Origin of the sequence: Actinoplanes sp. NPDC048967, assembly GCF_040649415.1 — a bacterium.
GTDB lineage: Bacteria > Actinomycetota > Actinomycetes > Mycobacteriales > Micromonosporaceae > Actinoplanes.
Genome location: NZ_JBEZFL010000013.1, coordinates 65,998 through 81,697 on the forward strand (window position 1 = coordinate 65,998; position 15,700 = coordinate 81,697).

19 protein-coding genes are annotated in these 15,700 nt (G+C 69.7%); 11 read left to right on the plus strand and 8 right to left on the minus strand.

Annotated features, from left to right (window positions below; genetic code table 11):
- Positions 1 to 122: 122 nt before the first annotated feature.
- Positions 123 to 479 (minus strand): hypothetical protein, encoded by a 357-nt coding sequence (locus AB0C12_RS39570; RefSeq protein WP_360555864.1) that lies wholly within the window; start codon positions 477 to 479, stop codon positions 123 to 125.
- Positions 480 to 495: 16 nt separating this feature from the next.
- Positions 496 to 1,377: a mycothiol conjugate amidase Mca gene (gene mca, locus AB0C12_RS39575; RefSeq protein WP_360555865.1), complete on the minus strand. Its 882-nt coding sequence runs from the start codon at positions 1,375 to 1,377 to the stop codon at positions 496 to 498.
- 112 nt (positions 1,378 to 1,489) lie between these two features.
- Here mca and AB0C12_RS39580 point away from each other — a divergent pair, with 112 nt between their 5' ends.
- Together AB0C12_RS39580 and greA are read left to right on the plus strand one after the other, a co-directional pair.
- On the plus strand, positions 1,490 to 1,909 hold the full coding sequence (locus tag AB0C12_RS39580) for a DUF4307 domain-containing protein (protein WP_360555867.1): 420 nt from the start codon (positions 1,490 to 1,492) through the stop codon (positions 1,907 to 1,909).
- Positions 1,910 to 1,999: 90 nt separating this feature from the next.
- Positions 2,000 to 2,494, plus strand: coding sequence for a transcription elongation factor GreA (gene greA / locus AB0C12_RS39585; RefSeq protein WP_360555868.1), 495 nt, complete (start codon positions 2,000 to 2,002; stop codon positions 2,492 to 2,494).
- A gap of 53 nt (positions 2,495 to 2,547) precedes the next feature.
- Here the strand turns inward: greA and ilvA are convergent, their stop codons facing one another.
- From ilvA to AB0C12_RS39600, 3 genes are read right to left on the minus strand one after another with little or no spacing between them, the layout of a single operon-like run.
- Positions 2,548 to 3,771: a threonine ammonia-lyase gene (gene ilvA, locus AB0C12_RS39590; protein ID WP_360555870.1), complete on the minus strand. Its 1,224-nt coding sequence runs from the start codon at positions 3,769 to 3,771 to the stop codon at positions 2,548 to 2,550.
- A gap of 22 nt (positions 3,772 to 3,793) precedes the next feature.
- Positions 3,794 to 5,161: an amidase family protein gene (locus AB0C12_RS39595; protein WP_360555872.1), complete on the minus strand. Its 1,368-nt coding sequence runs from the start codon at positions 5,159 to 5,161 to the stop codon at positions 3,794 to 3,796.
- Between the two features lie 24 nt (positions 5,162 to 5,185).
- Positions 5,186 to 6,337: a cystathionine gamma-synthase gene (locus AB0C12_RS39600; RefSeq protein ID WP_360555874.1), complete on the minus strand. Its 1,152-nt coding sequence runs from the start codon at positions 6,335 to 6,337 to the stop codon at positions 5,186 to 5,188.
- Between the two features lie 24 nt (positions 6,338 to 6,361).
- Here AB0C12_RS39600 and AB0C12_RS39605 point away from each other — a divergent pair, with 24 nt between their 5' ends.
- Positions 6,362 to 6,775 carry an HIT family protein gene (locus AB0C12_RS39605; protein ID WP_360555876.1) on the plus strand — a complete coding sequence of 138 codons (414 nt, stop codon included), beginning with the start codon at positions 6,362 to 6,364 and terminating at the stop codon, positions 6,773 to 6,775.
- Between the two features lie 91 nt (positions 6,776 to 6,866).
- Positions 6,867 to 7,457: a peptide-methionine (S)-S-oxide reductase MsrA gene (gene msrA / locus AB0C12_RS39610; protein WP_360556059.1), complete on the plus strand. Its 591-nt coding sequence runs from the start codon at positions 6,867 to 6,869 to the stop codon at positions 7,455 to 7,457.
- A 120-nt stretch (positions 7,458 to 7,577) separates the two neighbouring features.
- On the opposite strand, the gene AB0C12_RS39615 is transcribed toward msrA, so the two are convergent.
- A complete protein-coding gene (locus AB0C12_RS39615; protein ID WP_360555878.1) occupies positions 7,578 to 8,288 on the minus strand; it encodes a hypothetical protein in 711 nt (236 codons plus the stop codon).
- 310 nt (positions 8,289 to 8,598) lie between these two features.
- On the opposite strand from AB0C12_RS39615, the gene AB0C12_RS39620 reads away from it, so the two are divergent.
- From AB0C12_RS39620 to AB0C12_RS39630, 3 genes are all read left to right on the plus strand, one after another.
- Positions 8,599 to 9,201 (plus strand): dihydrofolate reductase family protein, encoded by a 603-nt coding sequence (locus AB0C12_RS39620; protein WP_360555880.1) that lies wholly within the window; start codon positions 8,599 to 8,601, stop codon positions 9,199 to 9,201.
- Positions 9,202 to 9,290: 89 nt separating this feature from the next.
- Positions 9,291 to 9,863, plus strand: coding sequence for a dihydrofolate reductase family protein (locus AB0C12_RS39625; RefSeq protein ID WP_360555882.1), 573 nt, complete (start codon positions 9,291 to 9,293; stop codon positions 9,861 to 9,863).
- A 100-nt stretch (positions 9,864 to 9,963) separates the two neighbouring features.
- The gene (locus AB0C12_RS39630; protein ID WP_360555883.1) at positions 9,964 to 10,287 is read left to right on the plus strand and encodes a hypothetical protein; all 324 of its coding nucleotides are present in this window, start codon (positions 9,964 to 9,966) and stop codon (positions 10,285 to 10,287) included.
- Positions 10,288 to 10,483: 196 nt separating this feature from the next.
- On the opposite strand, the gene AB0C12_RS39635 is transcribed toward AB0C12_RS39630, so the two are convergent.
- Positions 10,484 to 10,660 carry a hypothetical protein gene (locus AB0C12_RS39635; RefSeq protein WP_360555885.1) on the minus strand — a complete coding sequence of 59 codons (177 nt, stop codon included), beginning with the start codon at positions 10,658 to 10,660 and terminating at the stop codon, positions 10,484 to 10,486.
- A 102-nt stretch (positions 10,661 to 10,762) separates the two neighbouring features.
- Between AB0C12_RS39635 and AB0C12_RS39640 the strand changes: the two genes are divergently transcribed.
- The 4 genes from AB0C12_RS39640 to AB0C12_RS39655 all read left to right on the plus strand — a co-directional run bounded on the left by AB0C12_RS39640 (position 10,763) and on the right by AB0C12_RS39655 (position 14,960).
- Entirely contained in the window at positions 10,763 to 12,187 is a 1,425-nt protein-coding gene (locus AB0C12_RS39640; RefSeq protein ID WP_360555887.1) for a CYTH and CHAD domain-containing protein, read from the plus strand.
- A gap of 76 nt (positions 12,188 to 12,263) precedes the next feature.
- Positions 12,264 to 13,259 carry a polyphosphate kinase 2 gene (gene ppk2, locus AB0C12_RS39645; protein ID WP_360555888.1) on the plus strand — a complete coding sequence of 332 codons (996 nt, stop codon included), beginning with the start codon at positions 12,264 to 12,266 and terminating at the stop codon, positions 13,257 to 13,259.
- A gap of 272 nt (positions 13,260 to 13,531) precedes the next feature.
- Positions 13,532 to 14,461 carry a ribonuclease Z gene (locus AB0C12_RS39650; RefSeq protein WP_360555890.1) on the plus strand — a complete coding sequence of 310 codons (930 nt, stop codon included), beginning with the start codon at positions 13,532 to 13,534 and terminating at the stop codon, positions 14,459 to 14,461.
- Positions 14,433 to 14,960 (plus strand): GNAT family protein, encoded by a 528-nt coding sequence (locus tag AB0C12_RS39655; RefSeq protein ID WP_360555891.1) that lies wholly within the window; start codon positions 14,433 to 14,435, stop codon positions 14,958 to 14,960. Before AB0C12_RS39650 ends, AB0C12_RS39655 begins: the two co-directional genes overlap by 29 nt.
- 256 nt (positions 14,961 to 15,216) lie before the next feature.
- On the opposite strand, the gene AB0C12_RS39660 is transcribed toward AB0C12_RS39655, so the two are convergent.
- A complete protein-coding gene (locus tag AB0C12_RS39660; RefSeq protein WP_360555893.1) occupies positions 15,217 to 15,579 on the minus strand; it encodes a hypothetical protein in 363 nt (120 codons plus the stop codon).
- Positions 15,580 to 15,700 lie beyond the last annotated feature (121 nt).

Consider the following 15,700-nt stretch of genomic DNA (forward strand, 5'->3'; position numbering starts at 1 on the left):
AAGCCAATCCGGCAGAACGCAACAGGGGTTGACGGATGAGCACTGTCGATGTTCCGGCCGAGACAGAACACACCGGAGACCGGCCCGCGGACCTTGACAAAGTGGAATTCAGTCCGATGTAACTAAGCGTTCCCGTCGCGCCGCTCGCCGGCCGCCGGGCCGTCGGTCCGGTCCACGCCATTGACCTCGGCATCCATCGCCGAGGTGGGCGCGTCGGAGGGGTGCGCCGCAGCGCCGGGGCCACGCGGCGTGGCCCCGGGTCGCTGCAGGTCCGCATCGAGTCGAGCGATCTCGGCGGCCCGCTCGGTGGCCGCCGGATCCGGGAAACTGTCGGGAAGCCGACGCAAACGCTTGTTCATGTTGCGGATCAGCAGGACTGTGCTTATGACCATCAGCACGATGATGAACAGACCCATCGGACCGGCCAGGCCACCCGATCGGGTATCACCGAAGTTGTTGACCGCCACCACGAAGTCCATACCTTCACGGTACGCCTCAGCGGACCTCGACCCGCTCGCGGATGCCGGCGAAGAGGTCGGACTCCGGCAGCGGGCTGTCGACCAGCGAGCGGACCAGCTCGAAGTCCTCGGTCGGCCACACCTTCTGCTGGAGCTCCATCGGCACGTGGAACCAGAAGCCGTCCGGGTCGACCTGGGTGGCGTGGGCCCGCAGCGCGTCGTCGCGGACCTCGAAGTACTCGCCGCACTCGATCCGGGTGGTGATCTTGTCGCCGCGGTCCGGCCGCTCCTCGCTGCGCTCGAGCCACTCCTTGTACGGCGACTCGAGACCGGCCGCGAGCATGCCCTCGTGCAGGGCGAGCATCCGGGCGCGGGTCCAGCCGGAGTTGTAGTAGAGCTTCAGCGGCTGCCACGGCTCGCCGAGCTCCGGGTGCTGCTCCGGGTCGCCGGCCGCGTCGAAGGCCACCACCGAGATCTTGTGGCACATGATGTGGTCCGGATGCGGGTAGCCGCCGTTCTCGTCATAGGTGGTCATGACGTGCGGCTTGAACTCGCGGATCAGCTTGATCAGCGGGATCGCGCCCTCGGCCGGGTCGACCAGCCCGAAACAGCCCTCGGGCAGCGGCGGCAGCGGGTCACCCTCGGGCAGCCCGGAGTCGACGAAGCCGAGCCAGGCCTGGTCGACGCCGAGGATGGACCGGGCCTTCTCCATCTCGGCCCGCCGGATGTTCGCGATGTCGGCGATGACCTCCGGCCGGTCCATCTTCGGATTGAGCACGCTGCCGCGCTCGCCACCCGTACACGTCGCGACCAGCACCTCGACGCCCTCGGCGACGTAGCGGGCCATCGTGGCCGCGCCCTTGCTGGACTCGTCATCGGGGTGCGCGTGCACCGCCATGAGACGCAACTGCTCAGCCACTGATTTCTCCCTCGACCGGGCCTTGTCGTCAGGACCCCGGTGCCGGCTGCGAAGATGGACACGGCCATTCTGGCCGATGGCACCGACATATTTCGCAGGAGAGGTCCCCCTGGTGAGCGAGACGCGCGCCACAGCTCCGGTATTCCCGCCGGGCCGCTACGGGCGGCGCCGGGACGGACGCCGCCGGTTGCTGCTGCCCGCCCTGCTCGCGCTCCTGATCGGGATCGCCGCCGTGTTCCTGGTCGTCCGGCTCTACGGGCAGTACGGCGACCCCGACTACGACGCGCAGATCGTCGGCTGGTCGGACGTCACCGACAAGCAGATGACGGTCCGCTTCAAGGTCCGGGTGCCGGCCGGGGGCTCCGCCACGTGCGGCCTGCGCGCCCGCGACTACGGTGGCGCGGAAGTCGGCCGCCGCACGGTGACCGTCTCGGCCGCGGGATCGGCCACGACGATCGACGCCAGCGAGGTCGTGCCGACGACAGCCAAGGCCGCCGTCGGCGACGTCGTCCGGTGCGCGGCCGCGGGCTGACGCACCGGGTGCCGTGCGCACCGCTGGTAAGCTTGGTGATTCGCTCCGTACGCCTGTTCGTTCCACCCGTACGTTCAAGGAGAAGAGTCTGTGACCAGTTCAGAGGCGTCGAAGACCTGGCTCTCCCAGGACGCTTACGACCGGCTGCAGGCCGAGCTCGACGAGTTGATCGCAGCCCGGCCGGCCGTCGCCGCCGAGATCAACGCCCGCCGCGAGGAGGGCGACCTCCGCGAGAACGGCGGCTACCACGCCGCACGTGAGGAGCAGGGCAAGCAGGAGGGCCGGATCCTCTACTTGAAGGAGTTCCTGCGCAAGGCGGAGGTCGGCGACGCGCCCAGCGCCGACAAGGTGGCACCGGGCACGGTCGTCACGATCTACTTCGACGACGACAAGAGCGACACCGAGACGTTCCTGCTCGGCTCGCGGGAGATCGCCGCGACCACCGACTACACGGTGTACAGCCCCGAGTCGGCGCTCGGCAAGGCGATCCTCGGCGCGGGCACGGGCGACACCGTGACCTACACCGCCCCCAGCGGCGCGGACATCAAGGTCACCGTGGTCGAGTTCGCCCCCTTCGGCGGCTGACCCACAGACGCGAGATTCCGCCGGACCCGCTCGCCGGGTCCGGCGATCTCGTGTCAGGGGGTTCCGGACAGCAGGGTCAGTGGATAGCCCTGGCTGCGCAATGCGCCGATCAGGGCGGCCGAGTGGTCCGGGCCGCGGGTCTCGACCGAGAGCTGCACCTCGACCTCGCCGAAGCTCAGCCGCGGGTTCTGCCGCGAGTGGGCCACGTCCACGATGTTGGCCCGCTGCTCGGCGATCTCCGCCAGCAGCCGGGCCAGCTCACCGGGCTGGTCGCCGGTGCGTACGGCCAGGCGCAGGAAGCGGCCCGCCGAGACCAGGCCGTGCTCGATGACCCGTAGCAGCAGCATCGGGTCGATGTTGCCGCCGGACAGGATGGCCACGATCGGCGGCTTCAGGTCGACCTTGCCGGTCAGCAGGGCCGCCACCGAGGCGCCGCCGGCCGGCTCCACCACCATCTTGTGGCGTTCCAGCAATACCAGCAGGGCCGCCGACAGGTCCTCGTCGGTCACCGTCACCACGTCGTCGACCAGCTTGCTGACGTGGGCGAAGTTCAGCACGCCGGGGCGCATCACCGCGATGCCGTCGGCGATGGTCGCCGAGCGGTCCAGGGTCAGCGGCTCCCCCGCGGCCAGTGAGGGCGGGTAGGCCGCCGCACCGATCGCCTGCACGCCGATGATCCGGATGTCCGGGCGCAGCGCCTTGGCGGCCACCGCGACGCCCGAGATCAGGCCGCCGCCGCCCACCGCGGTGACGATGGTGCCGACGTCCGGGCATTGCTCGAGGATCTCCAGGCCGACCGTGCCCTGGCCGGCGATGATGTCGCGGTGGTCGAACGGGTGGATCAGGATCGCCCCGGTCGCGTCGGCGAACTCGCGGGCCGCCGCCAGCGCGTCGTCGACTGTCGTGCCGGCGTACTCGATCGAGGCGCCGTACCCCTTGGTGGCCGAGACCTTGGGCAGCGGCGCGCCCTCCGGCATGAAGACCGTGGACCGGGCGCCCAGCAGGCTGGCCGCCAGGGCGACGCCCTGGGCGTGGTTGCCCGCGCTCGCGGCGACCACGCCGCGGGCGCGCTCGGCGTCGGAGAGCCGGGAGATCCGGGTGTACGCCCCCCGCACCTTGTACGACCCCGCACGCTGCTGGTTCTCGCATTTGAGCCACGTCGGCACGCCCAGCGTGCGGGTGAGCGGCATCGAGTGCTCCAGCGGGGTGGTCTTGACGACCCCGGTGAGCAGGGCTCGGGCGGCCTCGATGTCGGCGAGCTCCAGCAGATCGGTCATGAGTCGAATCGTGCCACCCGGCTCATACGAAGGCGTGACGAGGCCACGGGTTGGCCACCTCGAGTTGGCCGGCGATGGCCAGCAGCAGCAGCTCCGAGTCGGGCGGGCCGACGAGTTGCACGGCGATCGGCAGGCCGTCCGGGCGCAGGCCGACCGGCACCACGATCGCGGGCAGCCCGGCGATGTTCCACGGCGCGGCGTACGGCGCGTACGCCATGTTGATCTGCATGTTGCGCCGCCAGCTGCCCGCGGCGTGCCCGTCGGCGGGCGGCGGCGCCGCCGCCAGAGCGGGCGTGAGCAGCACGTCGATGCCGCTCTCGGCGAAGAACTGGATGCTCTTCTCCCGCCAGGCGTCCCGCTGGCGCTGCCCGACCCAGCCGCGCCGCCACATGAGCTTGCCGAGCGCGATGTGCCGGCGGGTGCGCGGCTGCAGGGTCCGGACGTCCAGCCCGGCCGCGTCGGCCTCCCGGTACGCGCAGGCGAACCAGGTGGCCAGCCCGGCCAGGCCGACCGCGGTCGAGTACGGCGGGTCGGCCGTGACCGTGTCGTGGCCCACGCCGACGAGCAGCTTGGACGCCTTCGCCACTGCCTCGCGGTTGGGCTCGTCCGGGCGTACCCCGGCGACCGGGGAGCGCAGCGAGACGCCGACCCGCAGCTTGTCCGGCTGGACGAGCTTGGCCGGGGCGCGGCCCGCCATGACGCTGAAGCCCAGCGTGGCGTCGGCGACCGTGGTCGCCAGGACGCCGTTCTCGGTCAGCCCGAACCAGCCGTCGATGCCCAGGTCGCAGGGGATCACGTCGCGGCCGGGCTTGAGCCCGACCAGGCCGCAGCAGGCGGCCGGGATGCGCACCGAGCCGAGACCGTCGTTGCCGTGGGCGATGGGCACCAGGCCGGCGGCGACGGCCGCGGCCGAGCCGCCCGAAGAACCCCCGGGGGTACGCTCCAGCGCCCACGGGTTGCGGGTCGGCTCCTCGGCGCCGTCGGTCGTGCCCCACAGTCCCAACTCGGGCATCCGGGTCACCCCGACCACCACCGCGCCGGCTCCGCGCAGCCGCCGGACCACCTCGTGATCGTCCTCGGCCACGGCGGACCGCGCCGCCGCCGAGCCGTGCCAGGTCGGCAGGCCGGCGACGGGCGTGTTCTCCTTCACCGCGACCGGCACGCCCGCCAGCGGCAGATTGGCCAGATCCTCCTGGTCGTCGACCTTCTCGGCCTCGGCGATCGCCTCACCGGCCCGCACCACGCGGAATGCCGCGATGGCCGGATCGGAGATCGCGATCTGCTCCAGGTGATCGGCCACGACCTGAGTGGCTGTCGTGTCGCCGCGCCGCACCGCACGCGAGATCTGCTTCGCCGTGGCACCCACCCACGTGGTCGCCAGGTTCTCCATGGCCCGTCTCCGTCTGTCTAAGCCCTAGCCGAGCGCCTGCTCCAGATCCGCGAGCAGATCGTCAACGGTTTCGATGCCGACAGACAGTCGCACGAGATCGGCGGGGACTTCAAGCGGTGAGCCCGCGGCGGACAGGTGTGTCATCTGTCCCGGGTGCTCGATCAGCGACTCGACGCCGCCCAGCGACTCGGCCAGGACGAACAGCTTGGTCCGGTTGCAGATGTTGATCGCCTGCTCAGGGCCGCCGGCCGCGCGGAACGACACCATGCCGCCGAAGCGGGACATCTGCTTGGCGGCGGTCTCGTGTCCGGGATGCGACTCCAGCCCCGGGTAGAGCACCTGACCGACGGCCTCGTGGTCCTGGAGGTAGGCGACGATCCGCTCGGCGTTGTCACAGTGCCGGTCCATGCGTACGCCGAGGGTCTTGATGCCGCGCAGCGTCAGCCAGGCGTCGAACGGCCCGTTGACCGCGCCCATCGCGTTCTGGTGGAAAGCGAGCTGATCGCCGAGCTCGTCACCGGCGGTGACCAGAGCGCCACCCACGACGTCGGAGTGCCCGCCGAGATACTTGGTCGTCGAGTGGATGACCACGTCGGCCCCGAGCGCCAGCGGCTGCTGAAGGTAAGGAGAGGCGAACGTGTTGTCGACGGCGAGCATCGCGTCGTACTCGTGGGCCAGCGCGCCGAGGGCGGTGACGTCGGCGATGTTGAGCAGCGGATTGGTCGGCGTCTCGGCCCAGATCAGCCGGGTGTGCCCGGGGCGGAACGCCGCACGGACCGCGTCCAGGTCGTTGAGCGGCACGGCGGTCCAGTCCAGCCCCCAGTTCTCCGCGACCTTGGCGAAGAGCCGGTAGGTGCCGCCGTACGCGTCGTCCGGGATCACCACGTGGTCGCCGGGCCGGCAGACCGTCCGCAGCAGGGTGTCCTCGGCGGCGAGCCCGCTGGCGAAGGCGAGGCCACGCCGGCCACCCTCGATCGCGGCGAGGCACTCCTGGAGGGCGTCGCGGGTCGGGTTGCCCGAGCGGCTGTACTCGTAACCCAGCCGCGGGGCGCCGACGGCATCCTGCGCGTAGGTGCTCGTCTGATAGATAGGCGGCACCACCGCCCCGGTGCGCGGATCCGGGTCCTGCCCGGCGTGGATGGCCAGAGTGTCGAAGCCGTACGTGTTACCCGTCATGAACGGCAAGGCTAGTCTGCGCTGATGCCCGACTGCCTGTTCTGTTCGATCGTGGCGGGTACGGTTCCCGCGTTCCGGGTGGTGGACACCGAGGACGGGGTCGGTTTCCTCGACATCCGGCCGGTCTTCAAAGGCCACGTCCTGGTGGTGCCCCGCCCGCACGTCTCCCAGCTGACGGAGCTGCCGGCCTCGTTGTCACCGGGCTACTTCGCTCTCGTGCAGCGGGTGGCGGCGGCGGTGCCGTCAGCGCTGGGCGCCCAGGGCACGTTCGTAGCGATCAACAACGTGGTGTCACAGTCCGTGCCTCATTTGCACACACACGTCGTACCCCGGACAAAGGGCGACGGGCTCCGCGGCTTCTTCTGGCCGCGGACGAAGTACGCCTCCGACCAGGAGGCCCAGTCGTACGCGGACCGGGTAAGGATCGCGCTGGAGTAGGCGTTGTACCGGGCGGATGAGAGGAGTGACCGTGTTCCTGCGGTACAAGAAGCTCGACCTACCTGTTGATACGTCCGGCCGCGGTGCCGAGATGCCGGTGGCTGAGAAGCACACCGTGCTCGGAACCCCGCTGAAGGGCCCCTGGCCGGCCGGCTTCGAGACGGCCGTGTTCGGCATGGGCTGCTTCTGGGGAGCCGAGCGGATCTTCTGGCGGCTGCCCGGGGTGTACTCGACCTCGGTGGGTTATGCGGGTGGGACTACCCCGCACCCTACGTACGAGGAGACGTGCTCGGGGCGTACCGGGCATGCTGAGGTTGTGCAGGTGGTCTACGACCCGGCGAAGATCAGCTATGAGCAGTTGCTGAAGGCGTTCTGGGAGAACCACGACCCTACGCAGGGGATGCGCCAGGGGAACGATGTGGGGACTCAGTACCGGTCGGCTATCTACACGACTACGCCTTCGCAGGCGGCGGTGGCTATGGCTTCGGTGGAGGCGTTCCAGCCGGTGGTGAGTGCGGCTCGAAGGGGGCAGATCACTACTGAGATCGCGCCGCTGGGGACGTACTACTACGCCGAGGATTACCACCAGCAGTATCTGTCGGACGCGAAGAACCCGGGCGGCTACTGCAACCACGGCCCGAACGGGATGACCTGCCCGATCGGGGTGGCCAAAACCGCCTAGGCGGCATCATCGAGGTGTCCTCGTTCTTTGAGGGCACCTCGGTTCATCTGTCTGCCCGTCGGCCGCCGACTTACCCGGCGTGGAGCGGGCGACACCGCAGTCGCGCATTCCGCCGTTGATTCATTTTCCGCCCAGCCGTTGATTCCAAACCACTGCATGAACGCTGATCGGTTCACCAGGGCCACCTTCGCCATCAATTTTCAGAAGGGCGCGACGGTGTTGATCGGTGACCAGACAGATGGCATGGACCTTGTTCGCACGAAGGTCGGCCAATTGCACGGCCTGGAGCGGAGACGCCGCGTCCTGATCGGCACAATCCACATACGACGCGACGTTGTCATTGGACAGCACCATGCGCACGGCGTGACCAGCCCGCAGCGTCGTCGCATCGGCGAATACATCCACACCAGCTCGCCATGGCGGGTCGGACGGATATCCGCTCCGGTTCCAATGATTCGTACGGTCAAGGTCAAACGACGTGTTGACCAGCGATGATGGAGCGCAGGAGAGATGCGGGCGGAACCCCGGATCACTTGGTAGCTTTCCCACTCCCTGGCAATCCGGTCGAACAGCGGGCTCGGCGAAGTTGACCGTCGGTCGCGGCACGTGCATCCCTATGAGCGTTCCGAAAGCCACAGTGGTGATCACTGCAGCACCGGCGAGAGCTGCGGCTTTCCGAGCGGATGCATGGTACTTGAAAACAAGCCATAAGAACCCGACAGCCAGTACGCCAAGAGTGATACCGACGCTGATGGCGCCGCCCGTCCAGACGCTACTGGCGTCCGCACCCACCCCGAACCAGGTGAGAATGTCCACGATGATCGCCGGCATACCGCACCCCTCAGCCGTGGCCGGAAAGGAACTCTCAGCCTACGGTCAACTCTTCTCGGGCTCGGCCACCGTCGGGTTGTCGACAATTGCCTTCTGTTCATGGAGACGACGGCACCATGGCGTGCCAGGAGAATGGACGATTTAGTGCAGGCCGGACAGCGTGCCATCAAGGCCAAGCGCAACCCGATGTGATGGCCTGGGGTGCCGGGCGGTCGGCAGCGCGCCGCCCGGCCGGCTAGGTCGACGTCACGCCCTTCCGAGCGGATAGTCGTCATGCCTATCGAATTAGGGCACCTGAGAGGAGCGATCCATGGGCACGGTCCAAGCGCAAGCCATCATGTCTCTCGACGGGTACGTCGCGAAGCCGGACAACACCATCGGCCGGCTGTTCGACTGGCTGCAGAACGGCGACGTCGCGATCCCGACCCCCGCCGGCGACTTCACCGTCCACCTCACCCCCGCCAGTGCCGGGCATTGGCAGCGGTGGGTGTCCTCGCTCGGCGCGCTGGTCTGTGGCCGGACGCTGTTCGACGTGACCGACGGTTGGCAGGGCCGCCACACCCTGGACGTCCCCATCGTCGTGGTCACCCACCAGGTCCCCACCGACTGGGTCGCGGCCCACCCCGACGCCCCCTTCCACTTCGTCACCGACGGGGTCGAGGCGGCGATCGCCCGCGCCAAGGAGCTCGCCGGGGATCGTGTTGTCACCGTCACCGGGGGCATCATCGCTCGGCAGTGCCTGGAGCTGGGGCTGTTGGACGAGGTGGCCGTCGACCTGGTGCCGGTTGTGATGGGCGCGGGCAACCGGCCGTTCTTCGGCACGCTCACCTCCCAGGACGTCCTGCTCGGCAATCCGACCGTCTGTGTTCAGGGAGATCGGGTGACTCATCTCGTGTTCCCGGTGGAGCGCTGAACGAAAGACAAGGCGGCTTGTCGAATTGAGGCGGTCGCGTTCGTAGCGGAAGTGAGAGGCAACCACCCGACCACTTCAAGGAGAACCTCGTGACCGCGACCTACACCTTCGACGTCTTCTCCAGCCTCGACGGCTTCGGCGCCGCCGGCGGGGACTGGACCGGCTACTGGGGCAAGCAGGGCCCCGAGCTCCTCGACCGCCGTCTCGCGCTCTACGACACCGACCAGCGCATGGTCTTCGGGGCCGACACCTACCGGATCTTCACGAGCCTGCTGGCCGGCGACACCGAGAAGACCGTGCACGACCCCTGGGTCACCCGCATGCGGCACACTCCGGCGACCGTCGTGTCGAACACGCTGGAGGACAAGCTCGACTGGCCCGATGCGACCGTCGAGCGCGGCGAGGCCGTGGATGTTGTCGGCCGCCTCAAGGAGCAGTCCGACGTCCCGCTCCGCTCGCACGGCAGCCTTTCGCTGAACCGGGCACTGATGGCCGCCGGTCTCGTCGACCGCGTACACGTGACGCTTTTCCCGGTCGTCACCGGCCGGACCGGGATCGGCCCGATCTTCGCCGGCGCCGAGGATTTCGACCTCGAGCTGCTGGAGACCCGTACGCTCGACGGCCGCGTCCAGGAACTCATCTACCGCCCTACGCTGCACTGATGCTGTCCTCCCTACGGGTGTAAAAGATCGACAGCCTCCTACCCCTCCTCACACACTGAACAAGAAGACAATTCAGGAGGTAGACCTCGGGAGGTTCACCATGCCCAGGTTTCACAACGAGGAGGAGCGGGTCGCCTGGACGCTGGCCGAGTCGCTGGCCGACAAGGCGCGGGCGATGATGCGGCAGGCCGAGACCGCGCTCGAGACGTGGCGGATCGGCAAGGAGCTCAATCGCGTTCGCTGCGCGCGGCGCGGGATCAGTGCTTCCGATGCCGAGATCCGCTGGTCCGAGACTGCGAATGCCAAGAACGCGCTGACCGACAACAGTTTCCACGTCTCGCTCGCGACGATGTACTTCGGTGCCGCCGCGGCCTACTACTCCCGGGCCCAATACCTCCGCAGCCACGGGGAGGCCCATGTATGACAAAAGCGCCACCCCGACCGGGGCGGCGGTCGGAGCGGCGCTCTCGCAGGCCTGACGGACCCGGCGCTCGCACGGGGGACGAGCGCCGGATCCACCAGGGGCCTGAACCGAGTGTGCGGCGGATTTCTGGGAAACCGCTGTGCCGCACCGCCAAATGAGCTGGGAGTCAGCCCGGGGCCCGGAAGCCTGCGAGAACTCAGCTGTCGGCCGGCGGCGGCTTCGGGGGCTCTGCCGGAGCACTGGCCCCCGGGCCTGCCGCGGCGGCATCGTTCTGGTTCGCTCCGGGACCGGCCAGGGCGAGCCCGAGCACCGCACCCGCGCCGATCAATCCGAGGCCGGCCAGGGAAATCTTGCGTCGTTCCGGCTCGTTCACGGCACCTCCAGGTTCAAGACCGGCTTCCCATGCTGCCCTGGCCGGCTGAGAGATAGCTGAGCCGATAGCTGAGCGACCGTTCCAGCGGGCATATTTGTGAGCATGGAGACGGCCACGGAGAACGAACGCAAGTACGACGTCCCCGCCGGTTTCGAGTTGCCGCCTCTCATCGGTGCCGGCGGGGTGCGGGAGCTCGGCGCGGCCGAGGTGCACGAGCTCGATGCCACCTACTTCGACACGGACGATCTGCGGCTGGCCCGCAACAAGCGGACCCTGCGCCGGCGGACCGGGGGTGGGGACGCGGGGTGGCATCTCAAGACGCCGGCCGACGGGTCGAGCCGGACCGAGCATCGGCTGCCGCTGACCGATGGTGACGACGTGCCCGCCGAGCTGGTCGCGGAGGTGCGCACGATCGTCCGGACCCGGCCGCTGCGCCCGGTGGCGCGGCTGCGTACGCATCGGGTCGAGACGCCGCTGCGCGACGAGCAGGGCCGGACCCTCGCGCTGGTCGCCCAGGACCGGGTCGGCGCCGAGACCGGCGGCACCGAGCAGAACTGGCAGGAGCTCGAGGTCGAGCTGGTCGACGGCGGGCCGGAGGTGCTCGACGCCGTCGAGGGCCTGTTGCGCGCGGCCGGCGCCACCCCGGCTGCCGGGCCGTCGAAGCTGGCCCGGGCGCTCGGCGACCGGCTCGCCGAGCCGCGGCGCCGGCGCCGCAAGGTCAACCCCGTGCTCCGGTACGCGAGGGAGCAGCGCGAGGCCGTCGAGGAGCAGGACCAAGGGGTACGCGCCGGCGACCCGGAGGCCGTGCACAAGATGCGGGTGGCGACCCGGCGTCTGCGCAGCACCCTGAAGACGTTCAAGGCCTCGTTCGATCCGCAGCGCTCCGCCGCCCTCAGGGACGAGCTCAAGTGGCTGGCCGACTGCCTCGGTGACGTGCGGGACGGCCAGGTCCTCGAGGGCAAGCTGCTCGCCGACACGTCGGGCTTCCCGGAGGTGGCCGACGGCATCCGCGCCCACCTCGACGCCCAGGTCGAGCGGGGTCGCGCGGTGCTGACCGAGGCGCTGGACAGCGACCGCTACCTCGCCATGCTCGACGCCATGGACGCGCTCGTCGACGACCCGGAGCCGGACGACGCCGGTGCGCTGCGCCGGGCCCGCAAGGCGCTGGTCAAGGCCGACCGGTTGCTGGACGAGGCGCTGGCCGGCGGCGTCGACGCCGAGCTGCACGAGGCCCGCAAGGCCTACAAGCAGGCCCGGTACGCGGTCGAGATCTTCGCCCCCAGCGCCGGCAAGCCGGGCAAGCGCCTGGTGAAGGCCCTGACCGGGCTCCAGGACGTGCTCGGCGCGCATCAGGATTCGGTGGTCGCGCGGGAGGTGCTGCGCGAGGTGGCGCGCGCCGCGCCGGACGGCTTCGGGTACGGCGTGCTGTGGGCGCGACAGGAGCAGGTCGGCGTGCGGACCCGCGCCGGGCTGCCGCCGGTCGTCGCAGCGTCGCGGAAGAAGCGGTTGCGCAGCTGGCTCGGCTGAGCGTTAACCCGCCGTCCACCTTCCGGATACGGTCCGCCAGTTGTCAGGTCGGTCCGAATGGGTAAGAAGCCTTGTCATGCAGGCGGAGCAGGACCACGAGCAGGAGCAGGGCGACAACGGCGGTCACGAGGATCGCCAGTTCGACGACGAGCTCACCACCGACCCGTACACGGGGCCGATCACCGAGCTGGGCGGGTACCGGGTCGCCGACGACGATGACGACGACCCGGTGCTGCTCAACGCCGACGGCACCCCCGTGGACACCTGGCGCGAGGACTACCCGTACGACACCCGGATGCCGCGGGCCGAGTACGACCATGACAAGCGGCTGCTGCAGATCGAGCTGCTGAAGCTGCAGAACTGGTGCAAGCGCACCGGCGAGCGCATGGTGATCCTCTTCGAGGGCCGTGACGCCGCCGGCAAGGGCGGCACGATCAAGCGCTTCATGGAGCACCTGAACCCGCGCGGCGCCTCCGTGGTGGCGCTGGAGAAGCCGAACGAGCGCGAGAGCAACCAGTGGTACTTCCAGCGCTACATCAAGCACCTGCCCGCGGCCGGGGAGATCGTGCTCTTCGACCGGTCCTGGTACAACCGGGCCGGCGTCGAACGGGTCATGGGCTTCTGCACCCGCGCCGAATATCTGGAGTTCATGCGGCAGGCCCCGGACCTGGAACGGATGCTGGTCCGCTCGCAGATCAACCTGATCAAGTTCTGGTTCTCGGTCTCGCAGGGCGAGCAGCGCACCCGCTTCGCGATCCGGCAGGTCGACCCGGTACGCCAGTGGAAGCTCTCGAAGATGGATCTCGAGTCGCTCGACAAGTGGGGCGAGTACACCGAGGCCAAGGAGGCGATGTTCTTCTACACGGACACCGCCGACGCCCCGTGGACCGTGGTCAAGAGCAACGACAAGAAGCGCGCCCGGCTGGAGGCGATCCGGTTCGTGCTCAACCGCTTCGACTACGACAACAAGGACACCGGCATCGTCGGCACCCCGGACCCGCAGATCGTCGGGCCCGCCTCCCAGTTCGTCGAGGGCACCGAGGTGTCGCCGCAGGTATTCCCGCGACTCTAGTGACCTTAAAAGCGTTGTCGGCGGGGCCATGAGGTGGTTAACGTGGCCGTACACGTGAGAGGAGGTGGTCCGAAGTTGTATAGCAACGGGACTCGTGAGGTGGCTGTCCGCTAGCCGCTGTCCTTGACAGCTTCGTTTGAACGTCGAGACCGTGTGGCAGCGGTGCGGCGAATACCAGGCAGCCACCCGGCCCCCGGGGATCCGGCCTTGTCCGACCGGACCGTGCTACGGCGCGGAAGTCCCCGGGGGTCGCTTCATGTCCGAAGGTGATCATGCGCCAGCTGACCGTGCTCGGCACCGCGAGCCAGGTGCCCACCCGGCACCGCAACCACAACGGCTATCTGTTGCGCTGGGACGACGAGGTCATGCTGTTCGACCCCGGTGAAGGCACCCAGCGTCAGATGCTGATGGCCGGGCTTGCCGTGACCCCGCTGCGGCGCATCTGCATCACCCACTTCCACGGCGACCACGCGCTCGGCCTGCCCGGGATCATCCAGCGGGTCTCGCTCGACAAGGTCCCGCACCCGGTCCAGGTGCACTATCCGGCCGGTGGCCAGGAGTTCTTCGAGCGGCTCCGGCACGCCACCAGCTTCTACGACGTCGCTGACCTTCAGCCCGTACCGGTGGCCGACGGTTTCCGGGTCGAGACCTCGGCCGGCGCGCTCACCGCGCTGCCGTTGCGCCACTCGATCGAGACCTACGGCTACCGCCTGGCCGAGCCCGACAGCCACCGGATGGTGCCGTCGCTGCTGGCCGCACACGGCATCGCCGGGCCGGCGGTCGGCGAGCTGCAGCGCACCGGCCGTCTCGGCCGGGTGACGCTGGAGCAGGTCAGCGCGCCCCGGCCCGGGCAGCGCTTCGCCTTCGTGATGGACACCGGCCTGTGCGACAACGTCTTCCACCTCGCCGAGGGCGCCGACCTGCTGGTCATCGAGTCGACCTTCCTGGCCGAAGATGCCGCGATGGCCGCCCAGGTCGGCCACCTGACCGCGGGCCAGGCCGGGTCGGTGGCCCGGCAGTCGGGGGTACGCACGCTGGTGCTCACCCACTTCTCCCAGCGGTACGCGGACAGCACCCGGTTCCTCGACGAGGCCCGCGCGGAGTTCGACGGCGACATCGTGCTCGCCGAGGATCTGCTGCGGGTGCCGGTGCCGTCCCGGCTAGGTTCGTCCGATGAGCGTGCATCTGCGTCCCGCCGCTGACGACGACCTGCGGGCGATCGGCGCCCTGCACTTCCACTCGCGCGCCTCCGCCTATGCGGACATCCTCTCCCCCGACGCGCTGGCCCACGGCTCGCCGGAGGTGCTGGGCGAGTGGTGGGCGGAACGGTGGAAGTGGGAGCAGGACACCCACCGCCTGACCGTCGCAGTCGACGGCCCGATCCTCGCGGGCTTCACGTACGTGGGACCGAGCGAAGTGGACGGCGTCGCGGAGCTGTACGCGATCCACGCCGACCCGGCGTACGTGGGCACCGGGGTCGGCCGGGCGCTGATGGCCGACGCCCTGCCGGCGCTGGCCGCGCTGGGTGACCGGGCCGTGCTCTGGGTCCTCGCGGCGAACGAGCGGGCCCGGCGCTTCTACGAGCGCGGCGGCTGGGTCCCGGACGGCACGACCCGCACCGAGGCGATCGGCGGGGAGCCGGTCCCCCAGGTCCGCTACGGACGGGCGTTGGAGGGCGGGCGGGAGCGCGTGACCGAGTGAATGCGGGGGAACCTGTGGTCACGCACTCCCGCCAACCGCGCCCGCCCGAACCGCGTTGACGCCTGGCCGGAGGCGCCGACCGGCGGAGGCGTGCCGGTCGAGGCGGTTCATGGGCGGGTCCGGGTGCGGGACGCCGGCGTGCTGGCGGGGCACGGGGGCATCACCGCGGTTCGACGTCGTCCGGGCCGATGCAGGTCGGTTCTTGCCGGGGGACGGTCAAGCTCCCGGGTGACGTCGAGGGTCTGCGGGGGGTCGTTCAGTCGAAATAGCCTCTGTTCAGTTCGTCGATCTTCGGCGTCTCGCGCCGGACCATGTTGCCGTCCAGCCCGGTGCGGATGCCGGGCATCGCGCGCACGCTGTTGAGGTCGTGCCGCAGGGTCCAGGCTTCCCGCCACGGCCGGCGGGACGCGAGGTCGGCGCGTTCGCCGAGCCGGCGCGGCGCGCAGGGCCAGCGCCAGCCGCACCAGACGCAGTTGCCGTCGTGGCCGGCCTCGGCGTGCCGCCGCAGCATCTGCTGGGCGTCCTGCCAGAGCAGGCGGTCCACGATGTCGGCCGGTACAGCCTCGTCGACGATGACCATCCCCACCCCTCCGTCCGGCTCGTTCAGCTCCTTCGTCACTCATACAACCCCCGGCAACGGGCATCCGGTCGGACTATCTGTGCGACCTTCGCGACTATCAGTGACTGGCACTGTTCGCCGTGGGCGGACGCCGTACCGGCATCGATGGCCGCCGGGCCGG

Excerpts from the sequence above, each read along its gene's own strand:
- AB0C12_RS39595 (WP_360555872.1), bottom strand. The coding sequence starts at position 5,161 with ATGGAGAACCTGGCGACCACGTGGGTGGGTGCCACGGCGAAGCAGATC.
- AB0C12_RS39605 (WP_360555876.1), top strand. The coding sequence starts at position 6,362 with ATGCCCGACTGCCTGTTCTGTTCGATCGTGGCGGGTACGGTTCCCGCG.
- ppk2 (WP_360555888.1), top strand. The coding sequence starts at position 12,264 with ATGCAGGCGGAGCAGGACCACGAGCAGGAGCAGGGCGACAACGGCGGT.
- AB0C12_RS39615 (WP_360555878.1), bottom strand. The coding sequence starts at position 8,288 with ATGCCGGCGATCATCGTGGACATTCTCACCTGGTTCGGGGTGGGTGCG.
- AB0C12_RS39630 (WP_360555883.1), top strand. The coding sequence starts at position 9,964 with ATGCCCAGGTTTCACAACGAGGAGGAGCGGGTCGCCTGGACGCTGGCC.
- AB0C12_RS39650 (WP_360555890.1), top strand. The coding sequence starts at position 13,532 with ATGCGCCAGCTGACCGTGCTCGGCACCGCGAGCCAGGTGCCCACCCGG.
- AB0C12_RS39570 (WP_360555864.1), bottom strand. The coding sequence starts at position 479 with ATGGACTTCGTGGTGGCGGTCAACAACTTCGGTGATACCCGATCGGGT.
- msrA (WP_360556059.1), top strand. The coding sequence starts at position 6,867 with ATGCCGGTGGCTGAGAAGCACACCGTGCTCGGAACCCCGCTGAAGGGC.
- AB0C12_RS39655 (WP_360555891.1), top strand. The coding sequence starts at position 14,433 with ATGAGCGTGCATCTGCGTCCCGCCGCTGACGACGACCTGCGGGCGATC.
- AB0C12_RS39640 (WP_360555887.1), top strand. The coding sequence starts at position 10,763 with ATGGAGACGGCCACGGAGAACGAACGCAAGTACGACGTCCCCGCCGGT.
- ilvA (WP_360555870.1), bottom strand. The coding sequence starts at position 3,771 with ATGACCGATCTGCTGGAGCTCGCCGACATCGAGGCCGCCCGAGCCCTG.
- AB0C12_RS39600 (WP_360555874.1), bottom strand. The coding sequence starts at position 6,337 with ATGACGGGTAACACGTACGGCTTCGACACTCTGGCCATCCACGCCGGG.
- AB0C12_RS39620 (WP_360555880.1), top strand. The coding sequence starts at position 8,599 with ATGGGCACGGTCCAAGCGCAAGCCATCATGTCTCTCGACGGGTACGTC.